This is a genomic window from Mesorhizobium quangtriensis (assembly GCF_040081925.1).
GTDB lineage: Bacteria > Pseudomonadota > Alphaproteobacteria > Rhizobiales > Rhizobiaceae > Mesorhizobium_K > Mesorhizobium_K quangtriensis.
The window spans coordinates 170,057-184,788 of record NZ_JBEBMF010000004.1 but is presented as its reverse complement, the minus strand read 5'-3'; the positions used below and the strand labels follow the sequence as shown (position 1 = coordinate 184,788).

Annotated in this window: 11 protein-coding genes and 1 tRNA gene; 5 read left to right on the top strand and 7 right to left on the bottom strand. The window is 63.3% G+C overall.

What is annotated here, in order from left to right:
* Positions 1-16: 16 nt before the first annotated feature.
* From ABMA32_RS20465 to ABMA32_RS20455, 3 genes are all read right to left on the bottom strand, one after another.
* Positions 17-712, bottom strand: coding sequence for a VIT1/CCC1 transporter family protein (locus ABMA32_RS20465; RefSeq protein ID WP_349015650.1), 696 nt, complete (start codon positions 710-712; stop codon positions 17-19).
* A gap of 237 nt (positions 713-949) precedes the next feature.
* Positions 950-1,023, bottom strand: a tRNA-Gln gene (locus ABMA32_RS20460).
* A gap of 145 nt (positions 1,024-1,168) precedes the next feature.
* Positions 1,169-2,827 (bottom strand): dihydroxyacetone kinase family protein, encoded by a 1,659-nt coding sequence (locus tag ABMA32_RS20455; protein ID WP_349015649.1) that lies wholly within the window; start codon positions 2,825-2,827, stop codon positions 1,169-1,171.
* 247 nt (positions 2,828-3,074) lie between these two features.
* Here ABMA32_RS20455 and ABMA32_RS20450 point away from each other — a divergent pair, with 247 nt between their 5' ends.
* On the top strand, positions 3,075-4,409 hold the full coding sequence (locus ABMA32_RS20450; protein WP_425475570.1) for a Ppx/GppA phosphatase family protein: 1,335 nt from the start codon (positions 3,075-3,077) through the stop codon (positions 4,407-4,409).
* On the top strand, positions 4,406-5,101 hold the full coding sequence (locus ABMA32_RS20445) for an RlmE family RNA methyltransferase (protein WP_349015648.1): 696 nt from the start codon (positions 4,406-4,408) through the stop codon (positions 5,099-5,101). Before ABMA32_RS20450 ends, ABMA32_RS20445 begins: the two co-directional genes overlap by 4 nt.
* Before the next feature lie 2 nt (positions 5,102-5,103).
* On the opposite strand, the gene ABMA32_RS20440 is transcribed toward ABMA32_RS20445, so the two are convergent.
* Entirely contained in the window at positions 5,104-6,513 is a 1,410-nt protein-coding gene (locus ABMA32_RS20440) for an MFS transporter (RefSeq protein ID WP_349015647.1), read from the bottom strand.
* Between the two features lie 269 nt (positions 6,514-6,782).
* On the opposite strand from ABMA32_RS20440, the gene guaB reads away from it, so the two are divergent.
* The gene (gene guaB / locus ABMA32_RS20435) at positions 6,783-8,279 is read left to right on the top strand and encodes an IMP dehydrogenase (RefSeq protein ID WP_349015646.1); all 1,497 of its coding nucleotides are present in this window, start codon (positions 6,783-6,785) and stop codon (positions 8,277-8,279) included.
* 31 nt (positions 8,280-8,310) lie between these two features.
* Here guaB and rnd read toward each other — a convergent pair whose 3' ends face one another.
* Complete coding sequence (rnd, locus tag ABMA32_RS20430; protein ID WP_349015645.1) at positions 8,311-9,468, bottom strand: ribonuclease D; 1,158 nt, start codon at positions 9,466-9,468, stop codon at positions 8,311-8,313.
* 81 nt (positions 9,469-9,549) lie between these two features.
* Complete coding sequence (locus tag ABMA32_RS20425) at positions 9,550-10,797, bottom strand: MFS transporter (protein WP_349015644.1); 1,248 nt, start codon at positions 10,795-10,797, stop codon at positions 9,550-9,552.
* Positions 10,798-10,989: 192 nt separating this feature from the next.
* Here ABMA32_RS20425 and aspS point away from each other — a divergent pair, with 192 nt between their 5' ends.
* A complete protein-coding gene (gene aspS / locus ABMA32_RS20420) occupies positions 10,990-12,780 on the top strand; it encodes an aspartate--tRNA ligase (RefSeq protein WP_349015966.1) in 1,791 nt (596 codons plus the stop codon).
* A gap of 1 nt (position 12,781) precedes the next feature.
* Positions 12,782-13,435 (top strand): pyroglutamyl-peptidase I, encoded by a 654-nt coding sequence (locus ABMA32_RS20415; protein ID WP_349015643.1) that lies wholly within the window; start codon positions 12,782-12,784, stop codon positions 13,433-13,435.
* Between the two features lie 40 nt (positions 13,436-13,475).
* Here ABMA32_RS20415 and ABMA32_RS20410 read toward each other — a convergent pair whose 3' ends face one another.
* Positions 13,476-14,687, bottom strand: coding sequence for a hypothetical protein (locus ABMA32_RS20410; RefSeq protein ID WP_349015642.1), 1,212 nt, complete (start codon positions 14,685-14,687; stop codon positions 13,476-13,478).
* Between the last annotated feature and the right edge of the window lie 45 nt (positions 14,688-14,732).

Genomic DNA, 14,732 nt, shown 5'->3' with positions numbered 1-14,732 from the left:
GGAGAGGCGCGCCAGTCTACACGGCCGTTCCGACCAATGCGCCGATGCCCGCCGTGATCGCCATCGCGATCGCTCCCCACAACGTGACCCGTAGAGTCGCCTTCGCGATGTTCGCACCGCCCGCCGCGGCACCGATTGCGCCAAGCAGCGCGAGGAACAGCAAGGACGCCGCAGAAACCACCCAGACCAGCCAGCTGACTGGGGCCACCAGTACCATCGCCAGAGGCATGGCGGCGCCTACGGAAAATGTTGCCGCGGACGTGAGCGCCGCCTGGATTGGCCGCGCCGTTGTGATGTCCGATATTCCAAGTTCGTCGCGGGCGTGCGCGCCCAAGGCATCGTTGGCCATCAGTTGATCTGCCACCTGTCTCGCCAGGTCGGGAGCGATGCCCCGCTGGACATAGATCTGGGCAAGCTCTTCTCGCTCTAACTCAGGCTCGGTCGCGAGTTCCAGCCGTTCGCGGGCAATGTCTGCGCTCTCGGTATCCGACTGCGAACTGACTGATACGTACTCGCCGGCCGCCATCGACATCGCGCCCGCGACAAGACCAGCAACGCCTGCCACCAGAACTTCCTTGCTGCCTGCGGCGGCTGAAGCGACGCCAACAATCAGGCTGGCGGTTGAGACGATCCCGTCATTCGCACCCAGCACGGCCGCGCGTAGCCACCCGATGCGCGAAACCATATGGTTTTCGGTATGCGGTCTGATCATTTGGCACCATTGCATTCAAAATCAAGACGGACAAGCAACTCTGACCCTTCACAAGCTGGGAGAACGCTTTGGCAATCAATGGCGCCTCCGATAACGATGGACGTTTACGGCCACCTCTTTCCGAGCACGAACGATTCTGATGCACTCGCGACGGCCAAACAAAACGTCGCTCTGCCGCCAATGTGACATGACGGTAAATCGCCAAGCTGCTCTTTGTCTCAAGTGCTTGATTTTGTTTGGCTGGGGAACCTGGATTCGAACCAGGACTAACGGAGTCAGAGTCCGTGGGTCTACCGTTAACCTATTCCCCAACAGGGCCTGGCGACGAATGGTGACAGGGAGCCGAGGCTCCGCAGGTCGGCGCGGCCAGAACGGCTGCCTTGTAGCCGCGCGCCGGAAATAGTCAAGCCCGCAGGAACATTCAATGTGGCTGGTGGCCTGAGAGGATTGTTGTCGTCACAAGGCCTTTGCGATTGCCGAGAGCCAGATCGCCACTGCGACCGCGCCGCCGTCGGGATGGCCGACTGCGCGTTTGCCCAGATAGCTGGCGCGGCCCAGCGCGGGGAACATGTCGCTCGTCGCTTGCGCACCGGCCGCCGCGGCGGCGGATGCCTCCGCGAAGCCACTCGAGCGCCATGCATCCACCGCAGGCGTCAACGCGTCCACCATGGTCCGGTCGCCAGGCTTGGCCCCGCCAAGCTCCATGATGGCGCTTGTGCCCGCGTCGAAGGCCTGCAGCCAGTCCTGCGAAGAAGGAGCAGGCTTGTCGGCGAGGCTGGCTGAGGCGCGCAGCAAGGCAGTTGCGTAGAAGGGACCGGAACTGCCGCCAATGGCTCGGCGGAGCGCATTTCCGGCGTCGAAGAAGAGCCGAGAGGGCGTCGAGAAGCTGTCGTCACCGAGTGCGTTCAAGGCTTTGGCGGCACGCGCCATGCTGGCTCCGAGGTCGCCGTCGCCAGACTTGGCGTCGAGGTCTCCAAGTTCCGCTTCGGCTGCGGCAAGCGCGGCGGCGACGGCGTGCGTCACCGCCTTCAGCTTTGGCGATAGGGGGCCCGGCGTCGCTTTTGCAGAAGCAGGTTGCGATGGGCTGCAGACCATCTTGCGTTGGGTAATGCGTCCGTTGCCTGGCCACACCGGCACATCGGCGATGTCGTCGAACAGGGAATTGCGCTGGTCGTCAAGCGGCAGGACGCTCAGCGAGCATCCCGGCATCTCGATCGCGGTCATGAAGTTGCCGCACCAGGCGCGCTCCACGGCAATGCCTCGTCCACGCAGGTCGGCAAGCGCTTCGCGGGCAATGATGGCCAGTTCCATCGGCGGCGTACCGCCCAGCCCGTTGACGAGCAGAGCGACCTTTGCGCCCGACTTCAGGCCGAGATCGGCCACGATGGCGTCGAGCAGCGAGGTGACCACCCGGGCGGCCGACTGGATCGCGGTGCGGTCGACGCCCTTCTCGCCGTGAATGCCAAGGCCAAACTCGATCTCGTCGTCGCCGAGCTCGAAACCGGGTTTGCCGACGGAGGGGACTGTGCATGCGCCGAGCGCGACGCCCATAGACCCCAGGCCGGCGGCGGCGGCGCGCGCGATGGCAGCGACTTCCGCCAAAGGCAACCCACGTTCCGCAGCGGCCCCCGCCAGCTTGTGCACGAGGACCGTGCCGGCGATGCCGCGCCGGCGATCGCGGGCGACCACATCCCGCAGCGCCACGTCATCGGCCACGATCACTACCTCGACGGGAATGCCCTGCTGGCGGGCGAGCTCGGCGGCAAGGCCGAAATTGAGCCGGTCGCCGGTGTAATTCTTGACCACGAGTACGCATCCAGCCGGCCCGCTGGCGGCCAGGATGGCGGCGAGCACCGCGTCGGTGCTGGGCGAAGTGAAGACGTCGCCGGCGACGGCGGCTGTCAGCATCCCGCGTCCGACATATCCGGCATGCGCCGGCTCGTGTCCGCTGCCGCCGCCGGAAATAATCGCGACCTTGCGCTCCGAGAGTGGAGCCAGATCGGCGCTTATGACCACGTCCTCATCCTCCAGCAACGCCAGGCGGGGGGAGAGGTCGACGGTTCCCTCGAGAAGCTCGCGCACAAGCCGGCGCGGGTCGTTGATGAGTTTCTTCACGAAGTCCTCCCTGACAGGCACCCGGACGCTCAAAGAGCCCTAGAGATCGCCATTTGCCGGATCGGCGGCGACTGCGCAAGCGCTGGACGCCATCGCGCGTGTCCGGCGGATCGGATAGCACCGACAATTTTTGAAATCGGCGAGGCGGCGCTTGGTGATTGCCGTTTCCGCTGCTATCTTTGCCTTAACTGAAGAATAAAGCGCCTGCAGCGTCCGAAGGGTTCGCGCGGCGCATGAGGACTGCAAGGTGGATGACCGCGAATTCGGCGCGAGTGCGTCGACGGCGGGTGTGCGTCAAGGTTTCCGGTCCGCGAATGGCCCAGAAGCTCGACTGACTGGCGAGGCGTTCTCGCCCGGCGCGGGGTCGGAAAGCGGCCAGCACCCGAAAACCAGGGGCAAGAGACGCCGCAAGCGCAGGCGCAAGGTTTTCGCGCGTGACGCGGCGGGACCGCCGGTCAACGGCCCTGCGGGTGCGCCGACGGAGGCCGATCAGGGTTTCCAAGCCAAGCGTGTAAGTCCAGAGCCGGTCGTGAAGCCTGTAGCGCTTCGTGAGGCGCGCAAGCCGCAACAGAACGACCTACCGATTTTTGCCGCGCTGGATCTCGGCACCAACAACTGCCGGCTCCTTGTTGCCGTGCCCGGCCGTCCCGGGCAGTTTCGGGTTATCGACGCCTTTTCGCGTATTGTGCGCCTTGGCGAGGGACTGGCGGCCAGCGGCCGGCTTTCCGACGCCGCCATGGGGCGGGCGGTCGAGGCGCTGAAGGTTTGCGGCGACAAGTTGCGGGTGCGCAAGATCGAGAATGCGCGCCTGGTGGCGACCGAAGCGTGCCGGGCTGCCGCCAACGGCGAGGAATTTCTGACGCGCGTGCGGTCCGAGACTGGTCTCGACCTGGAGATCATCGACCGACAGACTGAGGCGCGGCTTGCTGTGTCCGGCTGCGGCTCGCTGGTCGAGCGGGAGACGGACGGCGTCGTGCTGTTCGACATCGGCGGCGGATCGTCCGAGATCGCGCTGATCGACGTGCGCGGACAGCGGTCGCCGCGCTTGGCCAGTCATATCGTGGCCTGGACCTCGCTGCCGGTCGGCGTGGTGACGCTCGCCGAGCGGTTTGGCGGACGCGAGGTGACGCGCGAGACGTTTGCGGCGATGGTCGATCACGTAAAAGGCCTGCTCGACGGTTTTGTCGATCGCAACCGGCTGGACCATGTCAGGCAGAGCGCACGGTTCCACCTGCTGGGAACGTCAGGCACAGTGACGACACTTGCAGGCGTTCATCTCGATCTCGACCGCTACGACCGACGTCGCGTCGATGGCCTCTGGATGGACGCAAGCAGCGTCGACCTGATGGTGGAGAAGCTCCTCGGCTGGGATTTCCAGCAGCGCGTCCGCAATGCGTGCATTGGCGCCGACAGAGCGGACCTCGTGCTGGCTGGTTGCGCAATCCTTGAGGCCATTCGCGCAGAATGGCCTTCGGACCGGTTGCGAGTGGCTGACCGGGGCTTACGCGAAGGGATCCTGTCCGAGTTGATGGGCGATGCCGGTGTCTGGCGGCGCGGCTGGCGCGGGGGCGCACGCCCGTGACGAAAAAACCCGTAAAGCCCGGTGCGACGCGCGTTCTGCGCACCAAGGTCAAGAAGAAGAGTGGTCTGAAGGAATCGTCGCGCCGCTGGCTTGAGCGGCATATGAACGACCCGTATGTGCAGCGTTCCAAGGCCGACGGCTACCGCTCGCGCGCAGCCTACAAGCTGATCGAGATCGACGATCGCTACAAGTTGCTGAAGCCAGGCATGAAGGTGATCGATCTGGGAGCAGCCCCCGGCGGCTGGTGCCAGGTTGCTGCCGCGCGGACGAAGTCCAGCGCCGAAAATCCGCAGGTGGTCGGTATCGACTATCTGGGCATGGACGCGGTGCCTGGCGCGACCGTCCTGGAGATGGATTTTCTGGACGATGCCGCGCCGGCGAAGCTTGTCGACGTGTTGGGCGGCGAACCCGATATCGTGCTGTCGGATATGGCGGCGCCGACGACGGGCCACCGCCGCACGGACCATATCCGCACGGAGCATCTGTGCGAGGTCGCCGCTGATTTCGCGATTTCCGTGCTGAAACCGGGCGGGCATTTTCTCTCCAAGACCTTCCAGGGCGGAACCGAGCACACCGTGCTGGACCTCCTGAAGCGGCACTTCCGCTCGGTCCATCACGTGAAGCCGCCGGCCTCGCGCGATGAGTCGGTCGAACTCTACCTGCTCGCCAAGGACTTCAAGGGCCGGTCCTGAGGTTAGGGCGAGCCGGACGGCTCATCCGGGGAATTGCGGACGCGCTGGCCGGAAACGGCGGCGCCCGCGCCTGCTGGTAGCCGCAGGAAAGGAATCAGCGAAAGCAGGCTGATCGTCCCGACGATCACGAAGGCGATGGTAAACGCCGATGGGCCGATGGGTTCCCCGGTGATGTGGTGCACGCTTTCCAGAATGCCGCCTCCGACGGCCACGCCGATCGCGACCGTGATCTGCTGCAGGGCAGCCGAGATCGCCGTGGCCTGGCTCGCTTCCTTGTTGTCGATCTCCGCGAAGACGAGCGCATTGGACGATGTGAAGAAAAGCGAGCGCAGGAATCCCGACGCAGCCAGCACCGCGAGTATGATGAGATGTGAGGTCTGTGGCGTGAACAACGCGCTGGCCGCGATAAAGCAGCTCGAAAGAGCGGCAGCGGCGATCAGAACGGTCCGGAAGCCGCCGACGCGCAATAAGGTCGGAGCGAAGAATTTCATCGCCAGTGCCCCGAAAGCCGATGCGAAAGTCAGCATGCCGGACTGGAATGGCGTCAGGCCGAAGCCGAGCTGAAAGAGAAGTGGCAGCAGGAAGGGCGTCGCGCCCGCGCCGATGCGGTAGATCGACCCGCCGCTGATGGCGGCGCGAAAAACGGGATTGCGGAACAGCCTGAGATCGAGGATCGGATGCTCGGTCCCGATTGCGTGGCGAACGTAGAGGAAGGCGCTGCAGACACCTACCGCCAGCACGATGACGCCGACGACAGGCGGCAGCGCGGGCAGGCTGACGACCGAGAGGCCAAACACCACGCCAGAGGCCGCGAGTGCCGACAGGACGAATCCTGTTCCATCGATGGGCTTTACGCCGGCGGGCTCAACGTGGGGCAGATAGCGCCCGGACAAGAGGATGCCGATAAGCGCGATCGGCACGTTGATCAGGAAGATCCAGTGCCAGGAAAAGAATGTGGTGATGAAGCCGCCGACGGGCGGGCCGACAAGCGGTCCGATGAGGCCGGGTATGGTCAGCCACGCCATGGCGGAAACAAGGTCGCGCTTCTCGGTCGAACGCACAAGCACGAGACGGGCCACCGGCGTCATCATCGCTCCGCCCATGCCCTGCAGGAAGCGGGCGGCTACAAACTCGGCGAGTGAACCGGAGAATGCGCAGGCGATCGAACCGATGGCAAAGACGGCAATCGCGATGCGGAAAACCCGTTTGGCCCCATACTTGTCGGCCACCCATGCGCTGACCGGGATGAAAATCGCCAGCGATACCAGATAGGCGGTGAGGGCGAGCTTGAGCGCGATGGGCGAGGTGCCGATATCCTCTGCAATCGCAGGCAGCGATGTCGCGATGACCGTCGAATCCATGTTCTCCATGAACAGGGCGACGGCGAGGATGAGAGGAACGGTGCGGTTCACGTCGAGGCGGGTAGATCGGCAAGCCAAGTTTCAAAGGGCAAATAGCGCGGTAGCACGGGCTGGCGAGTCTGTCCCGAAGTCGTTTCGAGCAATTCTTCGTGCGTTCGAGCGCTGCCGGTCATGCGCTCAACGCAAGGCAGAATCGCCTTTTGAGGTGCTTTCCTTCGCCTGACGAACGTGGTACCAGCCGCTGCCAATCCTGAAAGGGAATATCCGAGTCGGCGCGGTCCAGCGTGTTCCGCGCCCGTTTCGTATTTGAAGGGATCGGCATGGCCAGGATCATTGAGACCGCAACCGGCGCAACCGCGCTGACCTTCGACGACGTGCTGTTGCAGCCCGGACATTCAGAGGTCATGCCCGGCGAGACCGATATCCGCACGCGCATCGCCGGCGATATCGAACTAAACCTTCCGATTCTCTCGGCTGCGATGGACACGGTAACCGAAGCGCGGCTGGCGATTGCCATGGCGCAGGCCGGCGGCATCGGCGTCATCCATCGCAACTTCAAGCCGATCGAGCAGGCCGAGCAGGTCCGCCAGGTCAAGAAGTTCGAATCCGGCATGGTGGTGAACCCCGTCATCATTGGCCCGAATGCCACGCTGGCGGACGCCCAGGCTTTGATGAAGCAGTACGGCATTTCCGGCATTCCCGTCGTCGAGAACGGCGGCAAGGGCGGACAGACCGTCGGCCGGCTCGTCGGCATCCTGACCAATCGCGACGTCCGCTTCGCCTCGAACCCGGACCAGCCTGTCCACGAACTGATGACAAAGGAAAACCTTGTCACGGTGAAGGAGAATGTGGATCCGGACGAGGCCAAGCGCCTCCTGCACCAGCGCCGCATCGAAAAGCTGCTGGTCGTGGACGCCGCTGGCAACTGCGTCGGCCTCATCACCGTCAAGGATATCGAGAAGTCGCAGCTCAACCCGCATGCCTCGAAGGATTCGCAGGGTCGCCTGCGCGTAGCTGCGGCCACGAGCGTGGGAGACGACGGTTTCGAGCGCGCCGAACGCCTGATCGATGCCGGAGTCGATCTTCTTGTCGTGGATACGGCCCACGGGCATTCGCAGCGGGTTCTGGACGCGGTGGCGCGGGTCAAGAAGCTGTCCAATTCGGTGCGCATCATGGCCGGCAACGTCGCCACCGCCGATGGGACGCAGGCGCTGATCGACGCCGGAGCGGATGCGGTCAAGGTTGGCATCGGCCCGGGTTCGATCTGCACCACGCGCGTCGTGGCGGGCGTGGGCGTGCCTCAGCTTTCCGCCATCATGTCGGCAGTCGAGACGGCGCATCGCGCTGGCGTCTCGGTCATCGCCGACGGCGGCATCAAGTATTCCGGCGATCTCGCCAAGGCGCTTGCCGCCGGCGCAACGGGCGCGATGGTCGGTTCGCTACTCGCAGGTACGGACGAGAGCCCCGGCGAGGTCCATCTTTACCAAGGCCGTTCGTTCAAAGCCTATCGCGGCATGGGTTCCGTCGGCGCCATGGCGCGCGGGTCGGCTGACCGCTACTTCCAGGCTGAAGTGCGCGACACGCTGAAGCTGGTGCCGGAAGGTATCGAGGGACAGGTGCCCTACAAGGGGCCGGTGTCCGGCGTGCTTCATCAGCTCGCGGGCGGTCTTAAAGCGGCCATGGGCTATGTCGGCGCCAAGACCCTGACCGAACTGCGCGATCGCGCCACCTTCGTTCGTATTTCCGCAGCCGGCCTGCGCGAAAGTCACCCGCACGACGTCACAATCACGCGCGAAAGCCCGAATTATTCCGCCTGATTGGAGAGGGTGAGCGGCCGGGATCGGTCGCTTACTCTTTGATCTCGAACACCGTTATCCGGCGGCGTTCGAATTTTATGGCGATTTCGCCGCGAACAAGGCGCAGCGCCTGTTCGCCAAACACCGCGCGCCGCCAGCCGTGCAGGGCAGGGACATCAGCCGCCTCGCCTTCCGCCGCGATTCGGTCAATGTCGTCGCTCGATGCCAGCACCTTGGCCGCGACGCCCTCCTTGTCGGCGACCAGCCGCAACAGGACTTTCAGGAGTTCCGCCGCCGCGCTCGATCCCTCGGCCTGCTGTGGCGCCTTCGGCAGACGCGGCATTTGTTCCCTCGGCAGGGAAAGCGCCGTATTTATCGTGGCGATCAGCGAACCGGCGGGCCCGGAACGTTCCCAGCCCTTGGGCGTCGTCCTGAGCTTGGCGAGCGCTGCGGCGTCACGCGGTTGCTGCTGAGAAATCTCGTAGATGGCGTCGTCCTTCAAGACGCGGCCGCGCGGGACGTTTCGCTCGCGCGCCTCGTGCTCACGCCACGTCGACACCGCCTGCATGACCGCCAGTTCCTGAGGTTTACGCAGCCGCATCTTCAGGCGCTTCCACGCGTCCTCGGGCTTGGGGTCGTAGGTAGATCGGGAGGTCAGGACCTCCATCTCCTCGTTCAGCCAGTGCGAGCGGTTTTCCCGGTCAAGCTCGACCTTGAGGTGCTTGTAGACGTCGATGAGGTGGGTCACATCTGCCAGCGCGTAGACAAGCTGCTTTTCCGAGAGCGGACGGTGACGCCAGTCGGTGAAACGCGACGACTTATCGAGCTGGGTGCCGGTGACCTTCTGCACGAGCTGGTCGTAGGAGACGCTTTCACCGAAGCCGCACACCATCGCGGCAACCTGCGTGTCGAAGACCGGATGTGGGATCAGCCCGCCAAGGTGGAAGACGATCTCGATGTCCTGCCGTGCGGCATGGAAGACCTTCAGCACTGCCTCGTTCGCCATCAGGTCGAAGAATGGCTTGAGGTCAATTTCCGGCGAGAGCGGATCGATGAGCGCGGTCACATCGGCCGACGCCATCTGGATCAGACAGAGTTCGGGCCAGAATGTCGTTTCGCGGATGAATTCCGTATCGACGGTGACGAATTCGGATTTCGCCAATTCGTGGATGACGGCTTCGAGTTCCGCCTGGGTGGTAATCACATGCATCAAAATCTTCGATCGACAGTGTGATCCGTTCATTCCAGCCGGCGAAGCATTCGTCAAGCGGTGCAAGCGCGGCGCGTGTGATCATTCCTCGGGCGTATTCTTGCCCTGCCCGCCGTGACGGCGCGTCAATCGCGCGAATATTGTGGATGTTCGCAGCAACGCCGTGAACGGGCCACGCCGGCCGGCAGGCACCGCCGCGCGGGCGCGCATGCGGTAGAGGATGATCAGGATGAAAATCGCATAGACCGTGGCGCAGAACACGAAAAGCCAGCGCGGCCCGAAGCTCTGCATGAAAAACGAGGCGATCAACGGTCCGCCGATGGCACCGAAGGAATAGAACATCATCAGCGCGGCGTTGACGAGAACGAACTCACCCTTGCCGGCGCGGTCGTTCGCATGCGCCGCCGATAGCGAGTAGAGCGGCATGGCGAAGGAACCGAAGATGAACACCAGCACGAAGTTGGAAAGTGGCCGGGTTCCCGCGAGGAATACGATGGCGAGTGCGGCGAGCATTGCGCAGGTGGTGGTGACCAGGAGGATTCTGCGTCGGTCCCATTTGTCCGACAGATGGCCGAGCGGATACTGGATCACCGCTCCGCCGATGATGCCGATGCTGACAAACGTGACGACGTCGGTCACCGACATGCCGATCTGTTCCGCATAGACCGGGGACAGGGTTCTGAAGGCGCTGTTGGTCAAGCCGATGGCGATGCATCCGATCGAGGCGAGCGGCGAAATGCGCCAGACACGCGCCAGATCGAGTTTGACATGCTCGGGTGCTGGCGGATTGGATCGGTCGGCCAGCGACACCGGCACAAGCGACAGCGTGATCATAATCGACATGATGGCGAAGATCGCAAAACCGTCAGCGCCGAAAAACGGAATCAGGAACTGCGCGCCCGTTACCGATCCGATGTCGATGATGCGATAGAGCGCCAGTACACGTGCCCGGTCATGGTTTTGCACGCTCGAATTCATCCAGGCTTCCATCACCGTAAATAGCCCGGCGAAGCAGAAGCCGCTGACAAATCGCATGATCGACCAGGAAACGGGGTCGATGACCAGAACCAGAAGCAACGTCGCAGATGATGCCACCGCCGCGAGCGCGGAGAATGACCGCACATAGCCGACGGCGTTCATGATGCGCGTAATGAATATGCATCCGAGCAGGAAGCCGCCGAAATAGGCAGTTCCGGTCATGCCGATGACACTTGGCGAAAACCCTTCCTGTGCGCCGCGCAGCGCAATCAGCGTGCCTTGCAGCCCATTGCCGCCGAGCAATATGCCTGCAGCAATGAGAAGGGGAATCAGCGGGCGGATGGAGGACATTTCAACGGAAGAATCCGCTTTGGGGCGAAGCGCTTATGGGACATAGCGCGGGCGATTGCCAGCGCAATCCCGCCAGCAACTTTGGCAAAACCGCCTTCTCCTTGACAAATCGGGGTCCTCATGCGCTTTTCCGCGCGAATTTTGGGCCGGCGCATGCGTCGGCGAAGCGATATCCCGGAACGAGCCATGACGATGCACCGCTACCGCAGCCACACCTGCGCACAACTGACCAGAACCGATGCCGGCCAGACCGTGCGCCTCTCCGGATGGGTCCATCGTGTGCGCGATCACGGCGGGCTGCTCTTCATCGACCTGCGTGACCATTACGGAATGACCCAGATCGTCGCCGACCCGGATTCGCCGGCCTTCAAGATGGCCGAAACCGTACGCAGCGAGTGGGTGATCCGCGTCGATGGCGAGGTCAAGGCGCGGACTGCCGAAGCGGTCAACCCGAACCTTTCGACCGGCGAGATCGAGGTTTTCGCGCGCGAGATCGAGGTGCTTTCGACGGCAAAGGAACTGCCTCTGCCGGTGTTCGGCGAGCCGGACTATCCGGAAGACATCCGCCTGAAATACCGCTTCCTCGACCTGCGCCGCGAGACGCTGCACAAGAACATCGTCGCGCGCACCCGCATCATCGCCGAAATGCGCCGACGCATGGCCGAGGTCAGCTTTACCGAGTTCTCGACGCCGATCCTGACCGCGTCCTCTCCTGAGGGCGCGCGCGACTTTCTGGTGCCGTCGCGTATCCACCCCGGCAAGTTCTACGCGCTGCCGCAGGCGCCGCAGCAGTACAAGCAGCTGATCATGATGTCGGGCTTCGATCGCTACTTCCAGATCGCGCCCTGCTTCCGCGACGAGGACCCGCGCGCCGACCGCCTGCCCGGCGAGTTCTACCAGCTCGACCTGGAAATGAGCTTTGTCGAGCAGGACGACGTGCTGGGCACGATGGAGCCCGTGCTGCGCGGCGTCTTCGAGACGTTTGCCGAAGGCAAGCCGGTCACGCAGAACTTTCCGCGCATTCCCTACGACACGGCGATGCGCAAGTACGGCTCCGACAAGCCCGACCTGCGCAACCCCATCGAGATGCAGGAAGTATCGGAGCATTTCCGTGGCTCGGGCTTCAAGGTGTTCGCGAACATCCTTGCGAACGATCCGAAGGCCGAAGTTTGGGCTATTCCCGCGAAGACCGGCGGCAGCAGGGCTTTCTGCGACCGCATGAATTCGTGGGCGCAGGGCGAAGGCCAGCCGGGCCTCGGCTACATCTTCTGGCGCAAGGAAGGCGAGAAGCTGGAGGGCGCAGGCCCCGTCGCCAAAAACATCGGCGAGGAGCGCACTGACGCGATCCGCACCCAGCTTGGTCTGGAAGATGGCGACGCGGCTTTCTTCGTCGCTGGCGACCCGAAGAAGTTCGTCTCATTTGCGGGTGCTGCACGCACCCGCGCCGGCGAGGAACTGAACCTCGTCGACCGTGACCGGTTCGAACTTTGCTGGATCGTCGATTTCCCTTTCTACGAGTGGAACGAGGACGAGAAGAAGATTGATTTCGGCCACAACCCATTCTCCATGCCGCAGGGTGGCATTGAGGCGCTGTCGTCGCAGGATCCGCTGTCCATCAAGGCGTTCCAGTACGACATGGTCTGCAACGGCTTCGAAATCGCGTCGGGCGGCATCCGCAACCACCTGCCGGAGACGATGGTGAAGGCCTTCGAACTGGTCGGTCTGGATCGCGAGACGGTGGAGACCAATTTCGGCGGCCTCTATCGCGCCTTCCAGTATGGCGCGCCACCGCATGGTGGCATGGCGGCCGGTGTGGATCGTATCGTCATGCTGCTCTTAGGTGCGAAGAACCTGCGCGAGATCACGATGTTCCCGATGAACCAGCAGGCCTACGACCTGCTGATGAACGCGCCCTCGGAAGCGACGCCGGCGCAGTTGCGCGAACTGCATCTGCGCACGGCGTTGCCAAAGAAGGACGGCTGATTTGCTTGGGCGGTCGGGTTCGGCAGCGCCGATCCGACCGCCGCGCATTCTCGTCACCGGCTTTTCTGTTTTCCCGGGCGCTCCGGTCAATCCCACCGAAGCGCTGGTGTTCGCGCTTCGCGACGCGCCTCCGGAGAATGGGATAGAGGCGTTTCGCGCCGAGGTGCTGGCGGTCGAGTACGCTGCTGTCGCCGAACGGCTTTCGGCCATCGGTCGAGAATTTCGGCCTGATATCGCGATCCATTTCGGCCTGGCGAGCACGTGTTCCCGGTTCCGGCTGGAACGGATCGCGCGCAACAGCCACGCCAATGCCAGAGAGGATCAGGCCGGCTGCCTGCCTGTAGGCGCCCAGGTTTGCGCCGGGCCGGAAACCTTTGTCTCGACACTGCCGCTGGACCTTATCGCATCGCGCCTGGAAGAGGCAGGGCAACCCGTCGAATGGTCCGATGATGCGGGCGGCTATCTCTGCAACACCGTCTTCACCCTGTCTGTTGCCCATGCATGCGAAGGCTTTGCTCCGGCGATGTCAGGCTTTATCCACGTTCCGCTGCTGCAGAAAAATGGGGCGGTGGGGACGCTGAGTCTCGACGCGCTTGTGGCCGTAGCACACGTCGTCATAGACGCATGCATAGAGGCGTGGCGAGAACGGGCATAAAATTAGCCCGGGACAGGCCCGGGCTAATTTCCGGCGCGATCTACTGGTTCGCCTTGACCTGGATGCCGAGCAGCGACCAAAGCGCCTTGGCCGTCGCGGCGCTGTTGTCAGGCGATGCCATGGAGACCGCACCGATCTCCGCGAAGGAAACCGGCTTCGGGGGCGTAGCGATGATTTCGATGCTGTTGGGGTTGTCGAGATAGGCGTTGATGGCAGGGGTGATTTCGCCTGCGAGGTCGGCCATCTGAGCCTGCATCAGGGCAAAGGGGATCGCGCCCTTCGCCATGTTGACCACGTCGGTCGGCTGCGCACCCTGCATCGTCGCGACCAGGTTTATGATCCGGCTGGTGAGCGAGTCGTCGCCAAAGCGCAGGCTCGCGCCGTTGAATGTCGCGTCCGAAAGCATGGCCATGAGCTTGGCCTGCTCAGCCGAAGTGTCCGATCCCGCCGGTGCTTCCGACATCTTGGTAGAGATTTCGTTGGCGGCCTTCAGGAATTCCGGCGTCAGTCCGCTCAGGTCGATCGTCATGCCGAGCGTCCCGACATCGTTGATGGTGATGTCGTATTGCGACATGTCCCAGCGACCGTCCGTGGGCTGCCACGAACCGGTCATCTTGATGTCACCGTCAAGCTGGCTGTAGCCGAGAGCCTGGACGTATCCCTTCACGCTGGGATCTTCGATCACCGAGAGGTCAGTGCTGAATTTCTCCACACCACCGGAAAATGCCATAGGGTTGGAACCGTCGAGTGGCGTCATCTGGCCGAAGGCCTTCTGCATCTCGAACACGGTCTTGCCGGCCATCTTGACCGACAGGCCGTCGACGGCGGCGCTTTCGTACATCATCAGCGAGGACATCGCATCGGATGCGTTCTCAGCAGGCAGCGACAGGCCCTTGAAGACGATCGGGCTTATATCGACAGCAAGACCCTGTTCGTTCAGGGAAAAGGGCGACGTCGACAGCGTATCGACGTGAAATCCGCCGTTTAGGTCGGTGACACCGGTCAGCGTGACGTTGCCGACAGGGAGAGCTTCGCTTTCGCCCAGCGCCTTTAGCGTTACGCCTTCGAGGACCATGCTGGAGGCATCGCCGGTGATGTTCGACCAGCCTATGTCCAACCCCTGTTTGACGACAAGCGCCTTCAGGCGGTCGCCGATGGAGGTTACATCCTGCGCGTACGCGGCGTTGATCGGAAATGCCAGCAGAACCGCCGAAAAGGCGAGCGTGCGAAAGGCCGCGTGGTGTCTGGTCATGATTGCCCCTGAGACAGTTGATTCCTCCGCCCGACAATCAGCCAC